General features: G+C 67.3%; 18 protein-coding genes and 2 pseudogenes. 7 read left to right on the forward strand and 13 right to left on the reverse strand.

Annotation, left to right across the window (positions count from 1 at the left end):
* Positions 1–97: 97 nt before the first annotated feature.
* Positions 98–1,424: pseudogene (locus tag AIIKEEIJ_RS17480) on the forward strand (IS1634 family transposase); the annotation flags it as partial.
* Between the two features lie 149 nt (positions 1,425–1,573).
* Positions 1,574–4,588, forward strand: a complete 3,015-nt coding sequence (locus AIIKEEIJ_RS17485; protein WP_039583599.1) for a Tn3 family transposase — start codon at positions 1,574–1,576, stop codon at positions 4,586–4,588.
* A 23-nt stretch (positions 4,589–4,611) separates the two neighbouring features.
* On the opposite strand, the gene AIIKEEIJ_RS17490 is transcribed toward AIIKEEIJ_RS17485, so the two are convergent.
* Complete coding sequence (locus AIIKEEIJ_RS17490; RefSeq protein ID WP_006554624.1) at positions 4,612–5,280, reverse strand: TetR/AcrR family transcriptional regulator; 669 nt, start codon at positions 5,278–5,280, stop codon at positions 4,612–4,614.
* 129 nt (positions 5,281–5,409) lie between these two features.
* On the opposite strand from AIIKEEIJ_RS17490, the gene AIIKEEIJ_RS17495 reads away from it, so the two are divergent.
* The 5 genes and pseudogenes from AIIKEEIJ_RS17495 to AIIKEEIJ_RS17515 form a co-directional block, all read left to right on the forward strand.
* Positions 5,410–6,981, forward strand: coding sequence for an MFS transporter (locus AIIKEEIJ_RS17495; protein ID WP_039583601.1), 1,572 nt, complete (start codon positions 5,410–5,412; stop codon positions 6,979–6,981).
* Between the two features lie 12 nt (positions 6,982–6,993).
* Positions 6,994–7,443 carry a universal stress protein gene (locus AIIKEEIJ_RS17500; RefSeq protein ID WP_006553198.1) on the forward strand — a complete coding sequence of 150 codons (450 nt, stop codon included), beginning with the start codon at positions 6,994–6,996 and terminating at the stop codon, positions 7,441–7,443.
* 22 nt (positions 7,444–7,465) lie between these two features.
* Complete coding sequence (locus tag AIIKEEIJ_RS17505) at positions 7,466–8,002, forward strand: PaaI family thioesterase (RefSeq protein WP_006553199.1); 537 nt, start codon at positions 7,466–7,468, stop codon at positions 8,000–8,002.
* A gap of 128 nt (positions 8,003–8,130) precedes the next feature.
* Positions 8,131–8,748 carry a recombinase family protein gene (locus tag AIIKEEIJ_RS17510; protein WP_006553200.1) on the forward strand — a complete coding sequence of 206 codons (618 nt, stop codon included), beginning with the start codon at positions 8,131–8,133 and terminating at the stop codon, positions 8,746–8,748.
* Positions 8,749–8,993: 245 nt separating this feature from the next.
* Positions 8,994–9,302, forward strand: a pseudogene (locus tag AIIKEEIJ_RS17515) (IS1634 family transposase); the annotation flags it as partial.
* Positions 9,303–9,476: 174 nt separating this feature from the next.
* Here the strand turns inward: AIIKEEIJ_RS17515 and AIIKEEIJ_RS17520 are convergent.
* The 12 genes from AIIKEEIJ_RS17520 to AIIKEEIJ_RS17575 all read right to left on the reverse strand — a co-directional run bounded on the left by AIIKEEIJ_RS17520 (position 9,477) and on the right by AIIKEEIJ_RS17575 (position 24,910).
* Positions 9,477–10,103, reverse strand: a complete 627-nt coding sequence (locus AIIKEEIJ_RS17520) for a hypothetical protein (protein ID WP_161996237.1) — start codon at positions 10,101–10,103, stop codon at positions 9,477–9,479.
* Complete coding sequence (locus tag AIIKEEIJ_RS17525; RefSeq protein WP_338020973.1) at positions 10,100–11,611, reverse strand: type IV secretory system conjugative DNA transfer family protein; 1,512 nt, start codon at positions 11,609–11,611, stop codon at positions 10,100–10,102. Before AIIKEEIJ_RS17525 ends, AIIKEEIJ_RS17520 begins: the two co-directional genes overlap by 4 nt.
* A 296-nt stretch (positions 11,612–11,907) precedes the next feature.
* Positions 11,908–13,329: an ATP/GTP-binding protein gene (locus tag AIIKEEIJ_RS17530; protein WP_338020974.1), complete on the reverse strand. Its 1,422-nt coding sequence runs from the start codon at positions 13,327–13,329 to the stop codon at positions 11,908–11,910.
* Positions 13,330–13,406: 77 nt separating this feature from the next.
* A complete protein-coding gene (locus AIIKEEIJ_RS17535) occupies positions 13,407–14,999 on the reverse strand; it encodes a hypothetical protein (protein ID WP_161996238.1) in 1,593 nt (530 codons plus the stop codon).
* Positions 14,999–17,095: a hypothetical protein gene (locus AIIKEEIJ_RS17540; RefSeq protein ID WP_338020975.1), complete on the reverse strand. Its 2,097-nt coding sequence runs from the start codon at positions 17,093–17,095 to the stop codon at positions 14,999–15,001. The genes AIIKEEIJ_RS17535 and AIIKEEIJ_RS17540 overlap by 1 nt, the downstream gene beginning before the upstream one ends.
* A 32-nt stretch (positions 17,096–17,127) precedes the next feature.
* A complete protein-coding gene (locus AIIKEEIJ_RS17545) occupies positions 17,128–17,880 on the reverse strand; it encodes a hypothetical protein (protein WP_161996239.1) in 753 nt (250 codons plus the stop codon).
* Positions 17,881–17,913: 33 nt separating this feature from the next.
* Entirely contained in the window at positions 17,914–18,231 is a 318-nt protein-coding gene (locus tag AIIKEEIJ_RS17550; protein WP_225623901.1) for a hypothetical protein, read from the reverse strand.
* Positions 18,232–18,337: 106 nt separating this feature from the next.
* Positions 18,338–19,852, reverse strand: coding sequence for a nucleotide-binding protein (locus tag AIIKEEIJ_RS17555; protein WP_161996240.1), 1,515 nt, complete (start codon positions 19,850–19,852; stop codon positions 18,338–18,340).
* A gap of 10 nt (positions 19,853–19,862) precedes the next feature.
* Positions 19,863–20,462 carry a hypothetical protein gene (locus AIIKEEIJ_RS17560; RefSeq protein WP_161996241.1) on the reverse strand — a complete coding sequence of 200 codons (600 nt, stop codon included), beginning with the start codon at positions 20,460–20,462 and terminating at the stop codon, positions 19,863–19,865.
* Complete coding sequence (locus AIIKEEIJ_RS17565) at positions 20,459–21,133, reverse strand: hypothetical protein (protein ID WP_202917181.1); 675 nt, start codon at positions 21,131–21,133, stop codon at positions 20,459–20,461. The genes AIIKEEIJ_RS17560 and AIIKEEIJ_RS17565 overlap by 4 nt, the downstream gene beginning before the upstream one ends.
* Before the next feature lie 37 nt (positions 21,134–21,170).
* Entirely contained in the window at positions 21,171–22,775 is a 1,605-nt protein-coding gene (locus AIIKEEIJ_RS17570) for a peptidoglycan DD-metalloendopeptidase family protein (RefSeq protein ID WP_338020976.1), read from the reverse strand.
* A gap of 158 nt (positions 22,776–22,933) precedes the next feature.
* Positions 22,934–24,910, reverse strand: a complete 1,977-nt coding sequence (locus AIIKEEIJ_RS17575; RefSeq protein ID WP_048774200.1) for a cutinase family protein — start codon at positions 24,908–24,910, stop codon at positions 22,934–22,936.
* Between the last annotated feature and the right edge of the window lies 1 nt (position 24,911).

Below are 24,911 nucleotides of genomic sequence, written 5' to 3' on the forward strand. Positions count from 1 at the left end.
GACATTACTGGCGAGTAGAAAGCTCGGCAGGCTCGTCACCTGCGCCTTCGTGATCCCGCGAAAGCCGATCGGGACACTAAGCGGGTAGGTTCGGGCGGTGGCATTCGTGCGGAAAGTGCGCACCGCATCCGGCGCGGTCGCGGTGCAGGTCGTGCGCAAACATCGGGGCCGGCACGAGATCATCGCGCACGTCGGATCCGCGCACACCGACGTCGAGCTGGGCATCCTCCTCGAAAGATCCCGCAACCTCCTGCACGGTGACCAAGGCATGCTCGAGCTCGACGTACCGTCACCGGTCGAGCAGATCACCGACGTCGCCGACTGGCGCACCGGACAGCTATCCGTGTCGCCGCCCACGGCGGGTCGGGAGGTCGCCGGTCCGGGCCGGACCGTGCGCACCACCGCCCGGCTGCTCTACGACGTACTCGCCTCGGTCTACGACCGGCTCGGCTTCGACGTCCTCGACGATGCGGTGTTCAAGGATCTGGTGATCGCACGCATCGTCGAACCGACCTCGAAGATCGACGCCCTGCGTGTCCTCGACGACCTCGGCGCGGACACCGTGTCGTACAAAACGATTCAACGCCATCTCGCGCAGATCCTCACCGGTGACTACCGGGATCGGATCGCCCACCGATGCTTCGAGTACGCCGCCGCCACCGGCGGGTTGGGGTTGTTGCTGTTCGATGTGACGACCTTGTACTTCGAGGCCGAGAAGGAAGACGACCTCCGCAAAGTCGGCTACAGCAAGGAGCGGCGGGTCGATCCACAGATCGTGGTGGGACTGCTCGTCGACCGCACCGGCTTCCCCTTGGAGATCGGTTGTTTCGAGGGCAACAAGGCCGAAACCCACACCCTGATCCCGATCGTGCGCCAGTTCCAGACCCGCCACGGCATCGACGGTGTGGAGATGGTTATCGCCGCCGACGCCGGCATGCTCTCCGCCTCGAACCTGACCGCGCTCGACGAGGCGGGTCTGAAGTTCATCGTCGGATCCCGCGTCACGAAAGCCCCGGGCGATCTGACATCTCATTTCCATTGGCACGGCGGATGTGTTCACCGATGGGCAGATCATCGACACCGTCACACCCCGGCACGCACGCAGTGTCGTCAACACCGTGAAGAGACGAGCCGAACCGGTCTGGGATCCGGTGCGGCACCCCACCTCGTGGCGGGCGATCTGGCAGTACACCCGCAAACGCGCCGTGCGCGACAACCAAACCCTCAATGCGCAGGAAGCGCGGGCGAAGGCGGTCGTCGACGGCACGAAGAAGGCCAAGGCCACTCGGTTCGTCAAGACCACCACGGCCGGTCAGCAACTCGATGATGCCGCCCTGGGCAGGGCCCGGTCCCTCGTCGGCCTGAAGGGATACGTGACCAACATTCCGGTCACGCTGATGGAACCGGGTGAGGTGATCGGCAAGTAGGGGTAGCCGTAGCATCCGCCGGAAATCGGGCGGATTTGGCGTATCCGACTGGTGGGCACGGGGTTTCGAGTTCGGCATGCGCTGTCGACTGGTTGGTGCTTGACTGCCGATGATGATGTTGGTCGGTGCTGGTGGAGGCTGGGGTCGTGGCGACGCGGATGTTCGCGGACGAGGAGTTGGAACGACTGCGGGGATTCCCGGAGATCAGCCGCGAGGAGCTGTTCCGGTACTTCACGCTGACGCCTGCGGATCTGGCGTTCGTGGATCCGGGCCGGGGCCGGGGCCCAGCCGAGCGGCTGGGCTTGGCGATCGCGTTGTGTACGCTGCCGTGGCTGGGATTCGTGCCGGATCGGCTGGTCACGGCTCCGCCGGTGGCGGTGGCTCGTGTCGCCGAGCAGTTGCGGTTGGATCCGGTGGTGATCGGTGCCTACGGCAGGCGAGCCAAGACCCGCACCGAGCATGTGCGCCTGGCCGCGCGGTACCTGGGATGGCGTGCGGTCGGTGCGCTCGAGTTCAAGGAGCTCGATGAGTTCCTGCTCGCGCGGGCGATGGAGCACGATTCCCCGACTCTGCTGTTCCGGCTGGCGTGTGAGTATCTGATCTCGGCGAAGGTGATCCGGCCAGGCCCGGTCACCGTGGTCGAGCGGGTCGCCCACGCCCGCCACCAGGCCCAGACCGAAACCTATGACCGGCTCGCTCACGAGTTCACTGCGGCGCGGTGCGCGGAGTTGGACGGCTTGCTTGTCACCGACGCTTCGCTGGGGATCTCGCGGTTGCGGTGGCTGTCGACCGGGCCGGTGGAGGCCTCGGCGGCCGCGGTCCGCGCCGAGGTCGACAAGCTGGGTTTCCTGCGCGGGTTGGGCGCTGATCGGCTGGATATGTCGGTGCTGCCCGCCGAGCGGCGCCGGTTTTTGGCCACGATGGGCCGGCGCCTGAGTCCGCAAGCGCTGCAACGTCGGGATCCGCAACGCCGGTATCCGATCCTGCTCACGGTGCTGGCCCAGTCCGGCACCGATGTCCTCGATGAGGTCGTGGCGTTGTTCGATCAGGCGATCTCGGTGAAATTCGGTGCTGCCGAACGGAAGATGCAGCAGCGGCTGGCCGAACGAGGGAAGACTGGAGAGGACCGTCAGGCGCTGCTGGACGATCTGTTGGAAATCGTCACCGACCCCGGCGTTCCGGATGAGGAGATCGGTGCGCTGATCCGCGGCGAGAAGATCGGGTGGGAGCGCCTGCGCGCGGCGATCGCCCAGGCCAAGCCCAGGTTGCCGCGTGATCACGGGCATCTGGCGGCGTTGGATTCCTCCTACAACTACCTGCGTCAGTTCACCCCCGCGGTGCTCGAAGCGGTGCGCTTCTGCGGCGGTACCGCCGCGACCGAGTTGCTGATCGCGGTGAACATGCTGCGCGAGTTGAACGCGACCGGGCGGCGCAAGGTCTTCGATGACGCCCCGACCGGGTTCGTGCCGATGAAGTGGCGCGGCTACCTCGACGAGGCCCGCAAATCCGGCAGCGCGACCGCGTATCGGCACTACTGGGAGTTGTGTGTGCTGCTCGGATTGCGTGACGGGTTGCGCAGCGGGGATGTGTTCGTGCCGGGCTCGCGCCGTTACGCCGACCCGGCCGCCTACCTGCTCACCACCGGGCAGTGGGAACCGCAACGCGTTGAGTTCTGCGGCCTGGTCGGGCGATCCGCCGATCCTGGCGTCGCGCTGGCCACCGTGGTCGCCGAACTGCACGACGCTCTCGGTGAGCTGGAGGAGGTGCTGGCCGGCGGGGACGGCCCGGTCCGGCTGGACGAGGGCGGGGATCTGGTGATCTCGCCGCTGAGCGCGGAAGATGTTCCCGCCGAGGCGATCACGCTCAAGGCCGAGCTGACCGAAATGCTGCCGTTCGCGCCGATCGTGTCGCTGCTGATCGAGCTGGACAAACGCACCGGCTACCTGGACTGCTTCACCCACGCCGGCGGTCAGGCCACCCGGACGCCGGAGCTCAAACGCAACCTGATCGCGGTACTGCTGGCGCACTCGACGAACCTGGGGTTGACCCGGATGGCCGAGGCGTGCGGAATCACCTACGACATCCTGGCCTGGACCGACGAGTGGTATGTGCGCGAGGAGACCCTGCGCGCGGCCAACCTGGTACTGGTCGGCTACCACCAGCGGCTGCCGCTGACCGCGGTGTTCGGCGCCGGAACACTGTCGTCGAGCGACGGGCAGCGTTTCCCGACGCGCGGTAAGTCGACCACGGCGCGGCCGTTGAGCCGCTATTTCGCCAGCGAGGGCCTGTCGACCTACACCCATGTCAGCGACACCCACGCCACCTACGGCACCAAGGTCATCGTGGCGACCAAACGCGAAGCCCACTACGTGCTCGATGAGATCCTGGGCAACGCCACCGATCTGCCGATCACCGAGCACGCCACCGACACCCACGGGGTCACCCTGGTCAACTTCGGGTTGTTCGACCTGCTCGGGATGCAGCTCTCGCCACGGATCCGGGATCTGGGGCGGATCACCCTGTACCGGCCGGGCCCGCGCGCCGAGGCCGAGGCCCGGTTCCCGCACGCGGGCCCGCTGATGACCCGCAAGGCCAACCTGGGTTTGATCGCCGAGCACTGGGACGATCTGCTGCGGTTGGCCGGATCGCTGAAGTTCGGGCACGCCACCGCGTCGCTGTTGGTCGGCAAGCTGTCGGCGTCGGGGCGGCAGAACACCCTGGCCGCGGCGCTCAAGGAGTACGGGGCGCTGCGGCGCACCATTTACGCCGCGAGATACCTCTCCGATCCGGACTACCGGCGCAAGATCTCGCGGCAGCTCAACAAGGGCGAGTCGCTGCACGCGCTGCGCCGCGACCTGCTCTATGCCCATGAGGGGATGATCCGGGCGCGCCACCTCGAGGACCAGACCGAGCAGGCCTGGTGCCTGACCTTGACGACCAACGCTGTGATCGCCTGGACCACAGAGTATTACGGGTTCGCTGTCGAGCAGATGCGCCGGACCGGGCAGCGTATCGATGACGAGGTCCTGGCCCACATCAGCCCGGCCCACAGTGCCAACATCAACTTCTTCGGCGCGATCGAGGTCGACATCGACGCCGAGCTGGCCCAGCTGGGCCCGACCGGGTACCGGCCGCTGCGGGTGCGCGACACCTTGTTCTGACCGCGCGGAACCGGGGCCCGTGGTTACGGCGTGGCGATGTCGATAGCGGTGTCTGCTGGCGTGGGTGTTCGGTGGGCGGTGAGGAAGTTGTCGACGAGCCGGGTGCAGTCGTCGTGGTCGATGCTGCGTAATCCGGTGAGACGGGCGAACACGATCGGGCCGAGGAGTTCGATGATGGCGAAGGTGGTGTCGAGCTCGCCGAGCATCGCGCGGGCCTCGGGACTGGTGAGGATCTGGTCGAACGGGTGGCGGTACTGCTCGATGACGCGCGCGCGCAGCGAGGTGACCGCGGCCGGGTCGGGGTGGTCCTCGCCGATGGAACCCATCGCCAGCCAGGCCAGGGTGGTCATCTGCACCGGAGCCTGTTCGATGAGGTCGGCCTGGCTGGCGAGCAGCGCCAGGAGCCGCTCACGCACGGGCCCGGTGCCGGTCGGTGTGTCGACCTGGGGAAGTAGTCGTTCGAAAGTCGCCGCGAGCAGCTGGGTGGTGCTGCCGAAGTGCCGGTAGAGGGTGGCGCGGGCGACCTTCGACACGCGGGTGACCGCCTCGACGGTGACCGCCTCGACACCGCCGGTGGACAGCAGATGGGTGGCCGCGTCGAGCAACCGGTTGCGTGAGCGCGCCAGTCGCGGATCGGCCTGCTCGTCGTCCGCTGCGAGCGGGTCGGTCGCCGCCGGGCCTGGGTCGGTCATGGACGCGCCTTCCTCCGAATTCGTGTCGTTGAACTCTTGATATGGGTGAACTCTATCCCACCCCCCAACCACTATGATACGAATGGTCTCGTACAGATACCGTTGGTCTTCAAAGTCGGGGAGGTGCCGGTGGCCACACCCGGAACGGACACTGTCGAGATCGCCCGCTGGACCAGGGCCCAGTGGTGGATGCTGGCGGTGTCGTGCCTGGCGGTGGCGCTGGTGGTCGCGGCGATGGCGGCGTTGTATTCGGCGTTGCCGCAGATCGCGCTTGCGACCGGGGCCACCCAAGCCCAGCTGACCTGGATCGTCGACGGCTACACGCTGGTGCTGGCGTGTCTGGTGCTGCCCGCCGGCGCCGTCGGTGACCGTTACGGGCGCCGCGTGGTGCTGGTGGTGGGGTTGGTGGTGTTCGCCGCCGCCTCGGCGCTGCCGCTGCTGCTGTCCGACCCGGCCTGGTTGATCGCGACGCGCGCGCTGGCCGGGGCAGGCGCCGCGCTGGTGATGCCCTCGACGCTGTCGATCCTCACTGCAGGGTTCGCCCCCGCTCATCGCGGCCGGGCGGTGGGGATATGGGCCGGGGTCGCCGGATCCGGGGCGATACTGGGGATTCTCGGTGCCGGGGTGCTGCTCGAACGATGGTCGTGGCTATCGGTGTTCGTAGGGTTGACCGTGGCCGGGGCGGTGCTGGCGGGGTTGGCGTGCACCATCGCCGAGTCCCGCCAGCGCGAGCATCCGCAGGTGGACTGGGTGGGCGCGGTGGCGGTGGCGGTCGCTGTCGCGGCGATCGTGTTCGCCGTGATCGAGTTCCCCGCGCGCGGCTGGGCCGACCCGCTCGTCGCCGCCGCCGCCGGGGTCGGCGTGGCCGCGACGGCGGCCTTCGTGGTCGTCGAGCTGCGCTCGGCGGCGCCGCTGCTGGATGTGCGGTTGTTCGCCCGCCGTGGTTTCGGTGCCGGGTCGCTGTCGGTGACCATCCAGTTCCTGGTCACCTTCGGGGTATTCCTGCTGCTTGTGCAGTACCTGCAGCTGGTCTTCGGTTACGGGCCGCTGGCCTCGGCGCTGGCGTTGGCGCCGATGGTGGTGCCGCTGGTCGTGATCTCGGTGATCGCGCCGTGGCTGTCGAGCCTGGTCGGGTTACGGGTGATGACCGTGGCCGGCCTGCTCACCATCGCCGCCGGGCTGGTGCTGGTGAGCCGGCTGACACTCGCCGCGCACTACCTCGACCTGCTGTGGCCGCTGCTGATCATGAGCGCGGGCCTGGGATTGTGCACCGCGCCGGCGACCTATGCCATCGTCGCCGACACCCCCGAGGCCAAACACGGGGTCGCCGCCGCGGTCAACGACGCCGCCCGCGAGATCGGCGCCGCGATCGGGATCGCCGTGGCCGGCAGCGTGCTGGCCGCCGGCTACACCCACCGCATCCAGCCCGCCCTGCCCCAGTTGCCCGAGCCCGCCCGCGGCCCGGTCGCCGATTCCCTGGCCGCGGCGCTGCAGGTCGCCGACCAGGCCGGACCGGTGGCCGCACCGCTGGCCGAGTTCGCCAAGGCCGCGTTCGTGCACGGCAGCGGCCAGGCCGCGCTCGCCCTGGCCGCCCTCACCACCGTCGGGGCGATCGTGCTGGCAGTACTGGCCCCCGGCCGCGCACCACGCCGCCGATACATCTCGACCATTTCCCCCGCAAAACACGCTCCCTTCTCGTGAAAGACGCCCGTCATGACGGCCTATCGCACGATCATCGTCGACACCGACGGATCCGACCGCTCCTACCGTGTGGTCGACCACGCCGCCGAACTCGCCCACGCCACCCACGCCCGGCTCCTGATCATCTGCGCCCGCCACCACATCGACGCACGTGAGCTCGGGGCGGACCTCGACCGGCTCGGACCCGACGCCTACCAGCTACGCGGCACCACTCCCACCGAGGCCATCCTGCGGACCGCCCACCAGCACGCCCTCGCCCACGGCGCCACCGACATCGAAACCCACATCCTGTCCGAACCCGCCCCGCACGCGCTGCTGCACCTGGCCGCCGCCACCGGCGCCGACCTCATTGTCACCGCCGATCCCCACCGGCCACCGCTGCTGGCCCGGCTGCTGACTACCCCACCGATCGAGCTCGCCCGCAAAGCCCACTGCGACATCCTCTTCACCACCGCACGGTAGACACACCCCACAGAAAGCGCCCATGACCGAGAACACACCCAGCACCCATACACCCGAGCCCCGACAGGTCCCGGACTGGATTCCCGCCTTCCCTGTGCTCGCACCCGACTCCGCCGACCTGCCACCCCACCACGACCACTGCCTCGGCTGCGGACCGGCCAACCCCCACGGCCACCAGCTACGCGCCCGCCGCGACGCACACGGCGTCCACGCCCACCACCGCTTCGACTCTCGCCACGTCGGCGCCCCCGCGATCGCCCACGGCGGCGCGGTCGCCACCGTCCTCGACGAACTGTTCGGACTCTTGCTCTACACCGTCGGGGAACCCGCGGTCACCCGCCACCTTGCCATCGACTACCTCGCCCCGATCCTGCTCGACACCCCTTACACCCTCCGCGCCCACATCCACGCCCGCGACGGCCGCAAACTCCACCTGCAAGCCACCATCGAAAACGACCACGCCCACGTGATCACCACCGCCACCGCCCTGTTCCTCACCGTCGACGTCAACCACTTCCTCACCCACAACACACCCCCACACACCGATAACACCCCCTGACCTGTTCCGTAACCGGATCGGCCACCGGAACACCACGCAGAGCCAACGTCGGCCCAGCTCACCGGTGTTCCGTAGAGGTGTTCCGCTGACTGTGCCGGTCAACCCCCGCTATCTGGAACACTTTCGGCATGGGTGAGCCGTTCCGCGTCGGATACTGCCGCTGCTCCACCGACGAACAAGACGTCGAGATCCAAACCGAGCAGCTATTGGCGCTCGGAGTGCCGCGTGAGCGGATCTTCATCGACAAAGGGTTCTCCGGGACCACCCGCAAGAACCGGGCCGGGCTCGACAACGCACTCGCCGCCGTCACCTCCGCCGCGGCGGCCATCGACGGGCGACAGGTAGTGCTGACCACGCCGAAGTTCGACCGATTCGCACGCAACATGGCCGAAGCAGGCCAGACCCTGACCGAACTGCGCGAGCGCGAGGTGCTGTTCGGACTCGGGAGCTCGATCTACGACTGGAACGACCCGTTCGGCAAGCTCTTCCTGCAAACCTTGGCCATGGTCGCCGAATTCGAGGCCAACCTCAACCACCTACGCACCCGCGAGGGCATGGCCAAGGCCCGCGCGAAAGGCAGGCTCAAGGGCAAGCAGCCGAAACTTCCTCTCACGGCACGGAAAACAATCCACCGCCGCTACCACGACCCCGCCGACGACGCGAGCCTGGCGGACCTGGCCGAGGAATACAGCGTCGGCCGCTCCACCATCCACCGCATCGTCAGCAGTGCTGCACCACGAGCCTGAGAATTCACCAGCCTGTCGTCAGGATCCCGCTACTTTGCACTTCCTGACAACCTTGGGTTGCGGGCCCTTACGTCCCACACGAGTTCTGGCCCGAATCGGATCGTCGGCGAGCTGGGCGGATACGCCGCGCCCGCCAGGAGCCGGTGGCGAGACAGACGATCGTTTCGACCCAACAGGCCGAGCGGATCACCGACCGGGCACTACGCCATATCCGCCCGATTTTCGGCAAATGCTACGGCTACCCCAAGTACCACGATCTCTGGCATGTCGAGCAGTCGTTCCGCATGTCGAAGACCGATCTGCGGGCACGGCCGATCTTCCACCGCACCCGCGACGCGATCGAAGCACACCTGACCATCGTGTTCGCGGCATTGGCAGTCGCGCGCTGTGTTCAGGACCGGACCGGTGTCGCGATCGCACGAGTGGTCAAGCAACTGCGGCCGCTGCGGACCTCGACGATCGCGGTCAACGCCGCCGTCCAGGACTTCCCGCCGCAGATCCCGGCCGCCGACCAGGAAATTCTGTCTCGCCTCGGGTTCGAAGCGGGGTACTAAGCCAAATGTCCTAACTCAGGTCTACCGGACGCCGGGAGCTTGCATGGCGGGACGCGGCGACGCGAACATTGCGACGACACCTGCCCGGTCCGCCGTCCTGCTCTCGGCGTGGATCGTGAGTTTGATTGGTGGGACGGCCGGTGTCGATACCGTCTTCGCATTCGTCGGCAGCCTCTAGGTTCGTACGTACCCCTCTCTATCGTCATCGTCGGGCCACTCCCACACGTGACTGTCATACAAGACCGGCCCGAACTCATCGTCGGGATCGACCGGTTCGGCGTCGCCTGAATCGATCAGCTCGACCATCCGCGCAGCATCGATCACCGCAGGCCCCGCCCCGTTGCCCGAGTCCGGGAGCGATCCGGTCGCGGCGACCGCCGCCGCGACCGGGGTCGGCCGCGCCGCGATGTCGGCCGCGATCCACTCCCGCGCCCCCTCGAGCAGCGTGACCTGCACGGACGGCGGCTCACAACGCCCGTCGATACAGTCGCCGAACTCGTCGGAGTTGCCCGCCAGCCGTTGCAGAAGCGGTTGATAGACCTGGTAGTGCCAGCTTCCCGGCGACCACGAATGCACCTGACCGTCGCCGAGCTGTTCGTAGGCGACCTTGTGCGCCGACATCGCCGCCGTCAGTTCCTCAACCATCTTCGGGTGCCGATACCAGCAGCCCTTGATCCGATCGGTGAGCCGGTAGCAGCCGCGAAACCACTCCACCCAGTCGATCAACTCGTCCCACAACTGTTGTGCCTGTTCCTGGTCGAGATGCCGCCACGACAGCCGGCCCGGTGTGTACCCGCTCATCCGAGCACCACTTCCCCGCCCGTGCGGGACCAAGCCCAATCGGGCAGCTCCCCCGTCTCGCAGACCCAGTTGTAGACCTCTCGAGAGTCGAGCACCCGCTTTTTCCAGTGCGGAATGTCCCACACCAGCGGGAGATGGACCCGCGCCGGAGCCGCACCCCGGTAGATCATCAATGCCTGGTCAGCCGGCATTCCGCGAATCTCCGGGGCGGTCATCACCTTCGTCTGCCGAGGAGCCTGCGTCGGAGACCACCACTGTTCGCGCTCACCGGTCAATCGGGAGATCTGCTCGAGCTCGTTCACATCACCGAGGCCGGGCAGGATGATCCGCACCGGCGAGTTCGTCGTGAACATCTTCCCCGCGCTCGGACCCCACCGCCGGATGTTCTGCTCCTGACCGTGGCAGAACGCCCAGATCGAGATCCCTCGCCCGGCGCTGTCGGATACCTTGTCGGGCAGATCCGGAATGGGCGCGACGTTGTTGACCTCATCGAGAACGAACCGCACCGGAGGGTCGATTCTCTCCTCGGGGTACTCCCGCGAAATCTCTTTGGCCAGGTAATACGCCTCCGCTGCTAACGCCGTGACGATCGGTGCGCTCGAGCCGTAGGAGCCTTCGGAGATCAGATACAGTGTCCCTCCGTCGCGGATGAGCTGCGCGAGGTTCACCGACTCATCGGCGGTGACGTTGACTGCCGCCATCAGCTTCGGTGAGGCGAGGGGATCGAGCAGCGTCGAGACCGTCGACATCACATCGTCGACCGAATCCGATCCCGAGCCACCAAGCTGCGAATACTCCACGCTCCACGTCGGCAGATCCCGGTCCAGAATCTCCTTGACCTTCGGCACCTGCCGCTGCATCGCCCAGCGATAGAAGGTGGTCACATCCCCACCGGACACCGCCGCCGCATACAGACAGCACCGCAGGTACTTCGCTGCGTTCGTCGAGAAGTACCCACTGTTCTTGGTATCGCCGAGGGGAACAGCCTGCACCAGCGCATCGGCACGCCGGATCGCCGTGTCCGGGTCGGCGCAGCCGGCCAGCAGGGACCACCGCATCGGCGTCGGCCACCGCGTGATGCCCTCGGGGTCGAACACCTCGACCGGGCCGGACGCCAACCGCTGCCCGACCGTCGACCACAGCAGATCAGGTTTGGTGGTCGTGGCCAGCACGAACCCGACCGACTCGACGATCCGCTGCCAGGCCAACCGCCAGCTCTTGCCCGATCCGGTCGGACCCTCGACCAGCGTGCCGTCCCGGTACTGGACGAACACCTCGGCATCTTTGCCATGCTCGCCGTAGAGCGTGCCGATCCGGGTCGCCACCTGGTGCGCGTCGATCTTGCGGGCCGGAGTATCACCCAAGCTCGCCCGGTTCGTCTTCGCGGCTTTCACTGCGCTCTTGCGATCGAGGCCGCGCTGCCGCAGCTCCGCCCGGTCCGCAAACCCTTCTTGGCGCGTCCGCTGAGCGCGCTGACGTGCCGAAACCTTCCCGTCGATCACGAGCACGACGGTGACATAGACCAGCATCGCCACGATCAGGCACACCCACACCGCGACCGCCGAGCCCGGCCGCGAATCCTCGGGCCAGCCCACCGTCGGGTCGCCCGGCGTGAGCACCAATGCCCGCAGCACCGACAACGTGCCGTACAGCCCTTCCGGGAACACCGGACCCGCCCCGGTCACCAGGCCGGCAACCGCGCCCCCGACGTACACCGTCCACAGGACCCCGCCGATCACCACGACCACCAGGCCAGTACCGACCGGAATCACCGGCTGTGTCGGCCGCTGCTGCCCGCGCTCGTTCACTGCACCGCCCCCACCAGCTCAGCCATCGCCTCGGCATCGAGAGTGTCCGGGAGCCGGGTCTGCCCGACCAGCGTGCTCGCCTGGCCCCGAATGACCTCGTCGGTGTCGGTGAGGGTGATCTCGAGCGGGGACCGCTCGTGCTTCATCAGCACCGGATCGGACTTGCCCATCACCACGAGGCACTGCCCCTTGTGCATCGACATCAGCAGATCGACGCAGTAGTCGGGCAGGTGATACATCCGGACCGTCTGCTCGGCGTCGTCCACCCGATCCTGTCCGTACAGGAACACGATCCCGGCTTCCTGCATCAGCGCCCGCGCCGGGGAATCGGCCGGTAGGTCGGCGATGTGGTGGAACGCCGAGACCGTGGACAGGCCCAGGCCGCGAGAGAGTTTCATGTTGTCGCGGAAAACTCGCCCGGTGGAGCCTTCCGCGATGTGCCAGCCTTCCTCGACGATGAGAATGGTCTGCTTGTGCTCGGATGCTCGAGCTGCGAGAACGTTCGACAGCCACGTGTTGATGACCGTCATCACCACCCGCAGCGCCGGTCCTTTATTGGGCAGCTCGGACACGTCGAAGTGCACGAGCGGATGGTCGAGTGCATGACGGACATCGGCCGAGGTCGGCTGATCGACCAACCCGCGTAGATCTCCTTCGCAGAGCTGTCGCAGCGCCAGGCCCGGATCACGACCCCACCGGCACGCTTCCTTCTCCCACACCTGACCGAACGTCGCCGTTGCTTCCTCCGGCGTCGACAGCAGCAGATCGGCGACATCACGCAGGATCGGTTCGGTGCCCGCGTTGCGGGCGCGTTCGTTGACCAGCCGCAGCGCCAGGTTCAGTGCCGCGATCTCCGTCTGCACCAGCGACCGCCCCATGGTGTCCTCGAGCACTGCGGCGATCAGCACCTCTTGACCGGCCGGCACGATGCCGCCCGAGGTGGTCACCGACGACGAAATCGCCGGGTCCATGATGTTCAGCCGCGCTCCGTCACCGCCGGTCTTGAACCTGATCGACGGCACCCCCAGCGCCTTGGCGAGCTCGGTGTACTCGCCGCCGCGATCACCCTGACGCTTCTTGTCGATCACCACGACCTGACGGCCAGCCGCGATCTGCCGCAGCCCCAGGGTGGTCTTGATGAGTGAGGACTTCGCCTTGCCGATATCACCGACCACCGCGACGTTGATGTTTTCGATCTCACTGCCGTACAGCGCGAACGGATCGGTGATGACCAGCGCGTTCGACATCAGGTTGCGGCCCGAGACGAGCCCTTCGTGCCGCACGTTCTTGCGGGTGGTCGCCAGATTCAGCGCTTCGGCCTGCCGAGTCGTCGACCACACCCCTTCCGGGCGAGGCTCGTACCAGCCCCACCGGTCGAGCCACTTGTTGCGCTTGGGTGGCCGTCGACGAGGAACCACCGGTGTGTCCACCTGATCCCTTTCCGGAGCGGTCGGCGCAGGTGCAGCGCCCTTTGTGCGGTTGCGTAGTGACGGCATCAGACCCCCTTGGCCCGGGTGTACTTGGTGGCCGCGAGTCCGCGACCGAGCGGCAGAGTGAGGAATTGGGCGACATCGTGGCTGTCGTCGAACCAGGTGAACTCTTTGATGGCGGCTTGGTCGGCGGCCTGCTCGAGCCGCGCACACGCTCGCATCACGGCATCCTCATCCGGTGCGGTGACGGACACTGCCATCGACCAGATCACCCCGTGGTGTCCCGATCCCGGCTTGAGGTCTTCGCGGCGACGCAGTGATGCCGACGCCATGACTTCCGAGGCACCGTCGGTGACCTGGCCCTTCTTTCGCTCCTTGTACTGGCGTGCTGCGTCCTCGGTCGCGTCCTTGCGTGCCACCTGGCGCGCTTTGACCGCATCGACGAAATCCATCCGCACCTTCACCGTGCGGATCGTCGGCTGGGCCGGAATCCTCTCGACAGGATCGCCGGGGTCCGGGTCGACGCCGGTCAACAGCGGCGAGAGCCATTCGGCGTGCAGCGGGATCGGTTCGATCGAGCCGGGCCGGATCAACCCGACTCGGGTATCCCATCGGTCGGACACCCGCACCGACAGGTCCCCACCGACATACGACGGCCAGCAGTTGCCCCAGTTCGCGCCACGGTGAGCATCGAGCGCATACGACGGATCGAGCATCGAGCGCAGCACCGCACAGGCACGCTGTTGGCCGAGCACCTGCACCTGCCCGAGACGAGCCGAGGTCAGCGCGCCGACCGCCCGCATCGTCTCCTCGACGATGACCTGGCCGATACCGGCCCTCACCTCTACGCCCTTACGCTTGGCGACCGCTCCGGCCGCCGACAGCAACTCGACCGACTTCGGGAAGATCAGCGTGGCGTAGCAACGATGCTCTTCCGACTCCGGGGCCAGACCGTCGATGAGCTGTCCGTAGGACTCGACCGCAGGCATCACCCGGTGTGCATGAGGATTCGCACGCACCACCGATTCCATCCACGCCACGTGCGGAGTCAGATCGGCCGGCACCGAGCGGTGCACCATCTCCAGCCCCCTCAGCAGCGAGGATCGGCGCGCGAACGAGGCCAGCGTGCGCGAGAACGCCTGCGAGGTCACCGCCCATTCCTCCGCGCCGCGCAGTCCTTCGGCGAGCCCTTGAATCGACAGCACCACCGAGTAGTAGTTGTTGTCACCAGGCGTCCGGTGCTCGAGAATGAACATGTCATCGAGACCTGTATCGGTCAGATCCAGCGGAGCGACATCCCCGAGCGGCACCGGGAACTCCCAGCCCGGATCGGCCCCGAGCACCCCATACAACTCATCACCGGGCGCCCGATAGACATGCTCACCGTGCTTTCGCCGCCGCCGATCCCGGATCCGGTGCAGCTTCTCCCCCGCCCAAGACCGGCGACCGCCCAAGTCGGTGGTCGCCCACAGCGTGCCGCCCACCACCGCGAGGACACCGGCCAGCGTCCATATCGTCGATCCGAAGAAGACGAACAGGAACATCGAGACCATCAGCGCCGCTGCATAGGCGAACAGCACCGGTTCGGGAACAGGGATCAGTCCCCGGCGAGCAATTTCCGACCCGAGGATCGAGGTGCGCTGCTCACTGTCACTCATCACTGATCTCCCATGCCCTCGGCCCGCTCGGGAGCGCTCTGCGCTGCCTGCGCCGCCTTGTTCAGTGCCGCACCGCCGACCGTCCCGGCGACCATGACCGCCCCGACCCCGGCCGAGGCGACCGTGCCGGAGATGCCCTTGGCCGCCCCCATGAGCTTGCGGGTGCTCGCCCCACCGTGCCCACTACCGCTATGACCTGCGGTAACACCCGAATGCTGGTGGGAGGTCGACCCGGCCGAACCATGAGACGTCGACCCGTTCGAGGTGGAGGCCACTCCCCCACCAACGCCCCCGCCGCCGACAGGATGGGCGTGTGCCGCCCCGGCGGAGCGGGCCGCAGCGACCTCACCCCCACCACCGCCGCGGGCCATCATCGCCATCTGCGCGGTCTGCAACGTGCCGCCCAGCCCTTGTCCGGTCGCCGAGCCGGTATCGCCGAAGCCTTCCGAATCTTCACTTGACGGCATGAACGGGGCGTACTTGAGCAGCGACCACGGTGCGAGCCCGACCAGTCCGATGCACACCGCCGACATCGCCAAGGCACCGAGCGATGCGAGGTCACCGTCGACGTAAGCCCCGGCGCTGCTGTCGATCAGCACCGTGGTCAAGAACCCCAGACCGAGGAAGATCACCGGCTTGGAAAACACGATCGAGATGAATACGAAGATCGGGCGCATCGCCTTCTTCCGCAGGGTCGGATGCACCCACAATCCGAACGCGACACCGGTCAGGCCGGCGAGGATCGGCAAGGCAGCGGCGTGCATCAACATGCCGAAGAACAACGCCAACGACCCGAGAAACAACAACCCGAAGAACACGATGCCGGTCAGAGAGCCACCGACGACGGTGTCGCTCGTGATGCCTCCGAGCATCGCCGACACCGACACCACCGCCTGCTCCAAGTCCTGCTTGAGCAGGCCGGACAGGGAGGTAGTCAGCGCGTGCGAGAGCTGGACCAGCATTTCGGCGGCGGCCGGGGCGAACATCATCGACAGCACACCCAACGGGGCATATCCGATCAGACTGTGCGCCAGTTCCATTCGTGTCGATTTCTGTGCCGAGGTTCGGTAGATCGTGAACAGTGCGGTGATCGACATGACGAACACCCCGATTCCGCAACTGACCGCGTACCACCGCAGGAAACCCTCATCCCGCGGGTTGAACTCGTGGATGTTCGCCAAGCCCTCGAGGACCGAGGTGGTCAGCGACACCGCGCTTTCCTTGGTGCTGTTGGCCCAGTCGTCGATCACGCTGCCCGGATCCGCGATGAACGCGACCACATCACTGGCCTTGTCGACGGCCGCCATGCCGAGGCCGACGCCGAGCTGGATCTGAAGGGGTGTGACGGCCTTGAGGACCACACCACCGACTCTGGCGAGATCGAGGAACCGGTCGGCGAAGTCCGTGTTCTGCTCTTTCCAGTTCCAGATTCCGCCGAACATCGCCCCCACTCGCGTGTTCCAGGCGCGGCACTGAACGAGTTCATCCGGCCCTGAAGTCTTGTCGCAGTCGAGGAAATAGGCCCTGTTGCACAGCATCTCGTGGTCACTGCACGGATTCTCGAAAATGTCGTCCGGCAGGTTGTCGACCCACTTCTGTTGCTTCATCACTGCGATCGAACCGGCGTCGGGTGCTGCCGCCCAGGTAAATCCCCAGTGGTTCCCGCCCGGCTCCGACCACTTCGCCAGATCCGCAGCACACACCTTGGCCGAGGGCGAGAACTCCGGATCGCCACCAGGGAAGGATGCCGGCCAGGTGGTCGGAGCCTTGCCATCGAGCACCGCTTGCTTCGCTTCGTCCTCCGAGACACCCATCAGCTCGGCGTACTGCGCGATGCGCTGCGTCACCGGGGACGCCCAGTAGAGAATTTGCTGGTCGAAGCGGAGGTACTGCGCGAGATACTGCCCGAAGTCGCCACCCTTGTCCGCACACGCCGGATCGGTCGACCACCCGGCCGCCTCGAACTCCGGGTGACCGGGAAAGAACTCCTTGAGCTCGTCTGGCATCCCGGCAGGCCACCCCTCGGCAGCGCCACTGAGCGGCTGCGCCCACGCGGCCGTCGCACTCGAGGCCAACGCCAGCACCGCCAGCAACACCGCAAGAACAGTACGGACAAGGGATCGCACGATTACTCCACGAAGAAGGTGTAGAGGCCGTTCGCGCCGAACTCGGCGAGAGTGGAATCCCCTTCGGGGAACGAGACCTCTTCGGGCTCGGGTCCGGAACGGAACGCCCAATCGACGGCCTTCCAATCCCCGTTCTCCCACTCCAAGGTCACCGTGGTCGTGGACCAGACAGTAAGGACGCTGACCTTGCCCGTGCCGCTCAGATCGCTCTGGCTCGCCGAGACCGCCCACACCGACACCACCGCACGGTCATCCGAGTAGTCCGTGACGTTGACCAGGACCGGGATGTTGTTCATCACCGTGTCTTCGGAGTGCGAGACATTGTCCTCGACAATTGCAACCAGAGCATCGCTGGCGCCGTCGCCGACCAGGTTGTTTTTCAAGTCGGCGGCGGTCACCCGGCCGAGGGCGATCTGGCTCACCGCCTGCACGAAGTTGGCGGCCGCGGTCTGCGCACCGGCCTCGGTGTGGTCGTAGCCATGCGGCACACCGTTGGTGATCGAGTTGGGGCCGTGCCCGGTCCGCACCGTGTCGGACTCCGAGCTACCGCCGCCCAGCCCCGCGAGAATGCTCCCGAGGATCGTCACCACGAGCAGGATCACCAGGCCGTACTTGAACCACGTGGGCAGTCTGCCGAACGCCGCCTTCAATCCTTTGGTCTCTGCCGTCCTCGCCGAGGATGCCGGCGCCGGTGATGCTGTTGCCGGGGGCGACTGCTGCGAGCCCGGCTTGATCGAGCTGAAATCGGGTGCCATCTGATTCTCCTGACAGTGCTGGTAGATCGGCTATCAACCGTTGACGACGAACAAGATGGCGCCGACGATGATCCCGGCTCCTGCCACGCAACCGAACGCCACACCAGCGGTCTTGGCCGAATCCATCGAATCGCTCAATTCGCTCTGGTACCCCCCGGCACGAGCCTTACGGATCTTGTAGAGCGAAATGATCAGGTTGACTGCGGATACCGCCAGGACCGCACCCCAGATACCGCCCGCAATCCGCGACCAGGTGCTCTGGAACGTAGGACCGAACACCCCCAGATCAGGGGAGATTCCGTCGAGTGGATTGTCGGTCTGCGCCGAGGCGGTACCGGCGGTGAGCAACACCGTGCCGATCGTGGCCGACAATAGGGACGCAGCACGGGCCACGCTACGAGGTAGCGACCGCATCGAGGTATTGCGAGACATCACAGGGTTCCTCTCACATAGAAGGTCAGGCGTAGGGATCGAAGCTCGACGGCTTCGGTGGTTGCGGCCGTCGCGCCGGGGCCGGCGGTTGGTGCACCTCAGCGGCTGATTCGCTCGAGGCCTCCGCCTCGGGGTCCGATTCCGCCGCCTCGGCGGCGGGCCGGTAATCCAGGGGCAGGTCCCGAGCCGGGTCCGTCTCAGGCACCCGGACAGCAGGAGCGGCAGCGGATTCGGTTACCGGGGCCGGGGACGGCTCGGCTGCGGGAACCGACTCGGGAGCCGGGGCGGGCTGGGGCGCTACGAAGCTCGGAACGTCCGCCGCGAACGTCGGCGGAGCCGGTTCCGGGGCGACAGTCGGAGCCGGTACCCCCTGCTGCCGGAGTCCGGCCTGCCGCTCGACGATGGCCTCGGCCAGCGCATCGGTCACCATCGCCGCGACATTCGTCCACGCGATGATCGAACTCTGCGACAACGCCTCGAGCGTGATCCGCTCACCGGTGGCGAAGACCGGCTCGAACGGGACCCGAACGTAGGTCTGCACACCGAGACAGTCGAACTCGTCGACAATCGCAGTCTCGAGGTTCGGATCGGACCCCGGCGTCGCGCACAGCAGCACGATCGCCGAACGCACCAGATGCTCGAAGCCTCGCTTACGGAGGCCGTCGAGCATCGCGTAGGCGTGCTGCGCCATGTCCCGGCGCATCGGAAGCGGCACCACCAGCACATCGGCGTGCCGTACCGCCCACTGCCACGCCCCGGCCTGCGGAGTGGTGGCTGTGTCGACAATCAGCAGGTCACGGTGGCGACGCAGCACCGCTCCCAACGCCGCGCACTCGTCCTCGCCGAGCATGTCGTCGTAGGAAGAATCGGTGTCCCCGGCCAGGATCTCGTCGTAGGTGGGCTGGAGCCGCAGATACGCCGCCAGCTCCCCCGCCTCGACGTCGGCCGACATCAGCCGCGATGCGTTGTCGAGGACATCCCACACCGTGCGTTCGATGGGTGCGGTGCGCGCTGCGCGAATGCCGAGGGTGCCGCCGGCCTCGCTCATATCCACCGCCACGACCCCGCGGCCGCGATGCTTACCGAGCATCGCTGCCAGCGCAATCGTCGTCGGAGTCTTGCCAGCTCCGCCCTTGGTGTTGACCACAGCGACCGTGCCCGAACCCGGCAGCGTTCGCTGGATCGCTTCGACCGCCGCCCGGTGGCCGGTCTCTGCCGAGGCCGCCTTCGGGGCCAGTTTCGTGCCCAGAGCTGCATTGATCCGACCCCGCCAACTCCACTGGGCAGGCTGGGAAAGCGCCGGTGAGGCGGCCTCGTCGAACAACGCGCCGTGCCCGGTGGGCGGCACTGCTGTCGGCGCGATCGGCTCGTCGACGGCCGCGAGAGCATCGACTCCGACCCCGTACGGATCGGCGATGTCCTCGGCTACAGGCTCGGGAGCCGGGGCCGGTTCGGGTTCGACAGCGGGACGGTTCGGGCGTAGCCGCAGCCGACGCGGGTCGATGGTCGGTTCGTGGTTGTAGTCAGCGATGTCAGCCATCACGCTCACCTCACAGGGTGGTGACGGACGACACGCGCCATCCGTCGCCGTTGTCGGTCAGCACCACGGCGACGTACTGCACGTCTGTGCCGATCTCGGTGCCGCTGGAATCGGTGACCGTGCTGGTCACCTCGTACATGCCGTGATACTTCGTCGCGGTGTTGGCCTGGCCCTGGTTGGGGACCTCGACCGCCACGGCGGTGACCGTCGCGCCCTGCGACGCCCACTGTGCCCACCCTCCGGTGGCCTTGACCGGGATCTGCACATCGGCGCGGACCTGCGCGTCGAGTTCGCCGGTCAGCACGCCCAGATCGGCGGCCCGCACCGGCGCGTCGTTGCGATTGGTGTCGGTGCGGGTGTCGTAGGTGAACCAGGTCTCGACGATCGTGCGGCCGAGCTCGCCTGGGTCGGAGGTGTCCACCGTCGGTGCTGCCGGAGCGGGGGTGGACTGCTCGGTGGGCGCAGCCGGTTCGGTGGGAGGCCATGCCTCCGTCGAGGACGGCTGTGCCGACGAGTTCGTAGTGGTCTGATCCTGGTTGGTCTCGGAGCTGCATCCGGCCACCGTCAGGGCCCCGGCGAGGACGCCGATCAGTGCCAGTCGGCGGATCATTCGGCCACCACCAGATCCGACAGGCGGATCGCCCGCCATTCGCCGTAGCCCGGTTCGAGGCACCACTGCTCGGCCGGATTTCCGGTGGGCGTCACCTCGAGGTCGAGGATGACCTGCTTTTTCGCCGCGAGATCGGCCAGTTTCACCCCGTCGATGCGTTCACTGCTCACCCGCAGACGCAACCGAACCGCCTCGACCTCGAGGTGGTCGCGGACTTTCGCAGCGAGGAACACGGCTTTACCGGCGCTGGCCTCATCGGCCGAGTCCTGATCGCCGGGCCGGAAGATCCGATCGTCCTTGTGGAACGAGCCGTACCAGGCGACCTCGCTGGTGCCCGCGTCGCCGACGACGGCGAACGAGCCACGGTCGTCGCCGGCCGACCACAAGCCGACCACCGGCGCGGCCGCCGCGGCCGCCGCCAGTGCCTGCGCCCGTTCGCGCTGCTCACGCTCGCGCAGTGCGTCGTAGTCCACGTCGAACTGCTTGTAGAGCTCGCGCTTGACCTTCGGCCACTGGGTGCGCGTCATGAGCGTGTTCTCCGACGCCCATGCCCGCAGATCCGACGCCGTCAACTCCTCGACCTTCCGGGTCGATCCGAGGCTGCGGACCGCTGCCTCCGCCTTGTCCCATTCGTCGCTCACAGCCGTGGCGCCCTCTCTCTGGTGTCTCATCGTTCCCGATGTCCTGGTGTATGAAAACTGTTGTGTATCAGATAAATCGAATGGCTCTGACATTCTCCGGTGGTGTCCAGCCGGTGATCCGGACCTTCCCGCCCGACTGGGGCGCTTCCACAACCTTGTTGTCCCCCAGCCAGATCCACACATGGCCGGGATACGGCTGCACGATGTCTCCGGGCTTCAAGTCCGAGGACGTGGTGATCGGTGTCCCACGAGGATCGCTCACCTGAGCCGAATCCTGGTGCGGCAGAACGATTCGTCCGTCCGTCGCCTGGGCGACTGCGTAGAGCACCAGGCCCGAGCAGTCGAACCCGATCTTGTTGTGGTCGCCGTGCGCGTCGGCCACACCGCCGTCACGGATGCCGCGCGTCGGGCCGCTGGTATCACCGCCGCCCCAGGCGTACTCGGTGCCCAGCCACCCGAGTGCCGCATCGACGACCGGTGACCTGGTCACCGGCGGCCGCGGAGCCTGGTCGACCCCGGCGAAGTCGGGGCGGCGAGCGATGATGTCGCGGACGTATCCGGTGGTCTCGGCGTTGCCGCACACCCCGCCGGAGGCGAGCGTGCCGCCGGGGCCGCAGTTGTAGGCCGAGAGCATCAGCTCCGTGCCGTCACCGTGGACTTTCCCTTCACGAAGCCACTGCTGCGTCAGCTCCCACATCTGGCAGTCGTAGTCGGCCATCGCCATCACCGCATCGCCGATCGAGTTCACATCTGCCACGCCGTCGCCGTCGTAGTCCTGACCGATTCCGCTCCACGTGGCGGGCATGAACTGGCCCGGTCCGCGTGCCCCGGAGGGAGAGACCGGCGAGCTCGGGCCGTGGCGGAAGTTGTTCTCCTGGTAGAGCTGGGAGGCGAGCAGGGGTGCGTCGATCGCGTCGCAGGTCTGTGCCGCCTCGAGGATCCACTCGCGGAACTCTTCGGGCACCGAGCCGGCCTCGAGGGTGCTCCCACCTGGGCGAGCCAATCCGGCGCAGCCCGCACCGAGGGAGGTTTCGGCCGCTACCAGCCGCACGTTCGGCGTGGCCTGGCCCTGCTCGGGCGCATCGAGCTCGCCTGCATCGGCCAGCCAACCCATCGGGTCGATCGGGGATCCGCCGTCGAGCCGGCCACCGGGCCAGACCTCGAAGTGCAGGTGGGGGCCGGTCGAGCCACCGGCGTTGCCGACCGCGCCGATCAGATCGCCGGCCCGCACCTCATCGCCGACGTCGACGAGCACACCGTCGGGGTACATGTGCCCGTACACGGTCGAGATGGTCTGCCCGTTCGAGGTGAGCGAGTCGACGATGATCCAGTTGTCGAAACCGCCCTCATCACCGGGGCCGGAATCCCCGGCCGCGACGACGATGCCGTCGATCGGTGCGTAGAAGGGCGTGCCGATCGGGGCCGCAAGGTCGATGCCGTTGTGCTGCCCGCCCCACCGCGGGCCGAAACCGGAGGTGAACGTATACGTGCCGGTCACCATCGGCTGCACCTTCTTACCGGAGGCGCCGCGCAGGCTGTTCGGCGTCCGGGACGCTCCCTGCGTCGGCAGGCAGTTGTCCGGATCGGGATTGTCGCTGCCGCACATCACCAGCGACCCCATCACCGCGACGACACCAGCGGCCAGCGCGAATCTCGACGTCGAAGAAGCCACATCTCTCACCCCCTTTGCATGAGTGCTTGTCGACAGCCCGCCCAGGCCATGCACCGTGAGTGACTTCGCATCCGCCCGCCCGAGGTCGGATGCCGCGTTATTTCCGGGAAGGTGTCGGTTCTGGCGGCGGCACCACCCGCCGCCAGAACCGCCCGGTGTTACCCGATCGCCTTGGCGAAGAGGTTCACCATCGTGTCGATCGCGGTGCCGGTTCCATCCGGCGACCAGCTCGGATAGGCGATGTGCGAATTCGAGGCGTAGAAACTCGCCGCAGTGAATCCTTCCGTCACGAGCTGCCCGAGCTCGGCCGCGTCGTCACTGCTCGCCAGCGCCATCACCGACTGGCTCAGGCCGGCCAGATCACTGTCCTGTGCCTGCACCGCCATCAGCGATCCGATCGGATCGCCCGGATCGTGCAGCTGCTCCGGGCTCATCTTCTGCCCCGGCGTGAGCACGCCGAGAGCCACCTGCGCCAGCTCCACCGCGACCGGCATCAGCCGCGACAGCTCGAGCACGTTCCCGGTTTCGGCGACCGACCAGGCGATTTCCTGAATCTCACCGACATTGCGCGCCAACCGGATCACATCGACGTTGCCGAGCAGCTCGAGCACCAGCGCGGCGATTGCGGCCGTGCCGGACGGGTCCGGAACCATCGCCACCAGCCGTGAGAGTGTCTTGAAGTCCACCCCGGCCGCCATCTTCACCAGCGGGGAGAGCTGATTGTTCAGATCCCCCGCGATGGCGTGCGCGCCGCGCACATCGCCGGTGGCAATCTTGCCCGGGAGTTGCTGCAACCCGGCCGCCACCGCCGGATAGTCGACCGCGGTCACCCCCGAGACGACGCCCAGCAGCTGATTGATGATCGTCGTCGGCTTGGCCACCGAGAGCACGCGGGTGGCCGTCCGCAACTCCGGCGGACCCGAGGCCGCCAACGGCGACAGACCCGCCACCAGCGCGTCCGCCGACCCCGCCAGCGTCGAGACATCGACCGGCTCACCCGAGGTCCGCGCCTCGAGCAGAGCCGTGCTCGTGTCGGTCACCGCTTCGGCGGCCGAGAGCACCGCCGGAACGTCGACCTGCTCGAGCATGTCGAGCACACCCGCGGTCGTCGCCTCCGGCGACCCCGCGGGAGCCGAGGTGAACGTCTCGCGCGCACCCGGATTGCTGTCGATCCACGCACGCGCCTGCTCGACCGGCGTCAACGTCTCCGACACCAACCGAGCCTGCTGCGTCATCCGGGCGATGTTCGCTGCCGAGGTGGTCGACGTCGGTCCACCGCTGTCGAGCGAGGACACCGACTCGGCCAGCCGCGTTGCCGCCCCGAACACCGCCGACAGATCCGCGTTGCGCCAGGTCCCCGGCGAGGACAGCTCATCGACCAGCGACGATTGCGCCACTGTCGACTCCCCGGTGATCGTCGGAGTCTGCGGCGTCGCGGTCGAGGTGAGCTCGGCAGAGACATCCACCGTGCCGGGAGGGTTGGCGATGATCCGGCCCAGCGACGCCAAAAACGGTGTCGCCTGCCCGTCGGTGTTGCAGTACGCATCGTCCGGGTGGCAGATATCGAACACCTTGCCCGCGAGCGTGCCGAACCCCTCCGGCGCCGGCCCCGCGATCCCCTGACCGGCGAGGGGCGGGCCGATCAACGTCGCACCCTCGGTGCCCCGCTTCGGATTGGCGAGCAGAATCACCGCCTCGACCTGCTGCGCAGGCACCGGGCCGAGGCCGTGGCCGATATTGACGGCCAGATCGTTGCCGATCTGCGCGCCCTGGCTGTACCCGGCGACGACGAACTTCGACGTCGCACAGCGCTGCATCAACTCCGCCGCCGCCTCATCGCCTCGCGACTTCGATTCGGCATACGAGGTGCCGTTGAAGAACGCCTCCCCCGGGTACGGCACATACAGCGCGTCGAGGTTCTTCCCGTATCGCTGCTCGAGCGCATTACCGACGTCCGCGAGCATCCCCGTCGGGGTGTTCGGATCGGCATTGGCCGAGGTCTCCGTCGTGCCGGGAATCATCAACGCGATCGTGCGCGCACAGCCGTTCGCCTCGGCAGCATGGGCCGCCGCCGGCGCCGTCATTGCGGCCGCGGCCGCCGCCGCGACCGTCAGGGCAATTCCTGCTTTCCTCATC

The sequence above is a fragment of the Rhodococcus sp. YH1 genome (assembly GCF_009939605.1).
GTDB lineage: Bacteria > Actinomycetota > Actinomycetes > Mycobacteriales > Mycobacteriaceae > Rhodococcus > Rhodococcus aetherivorans.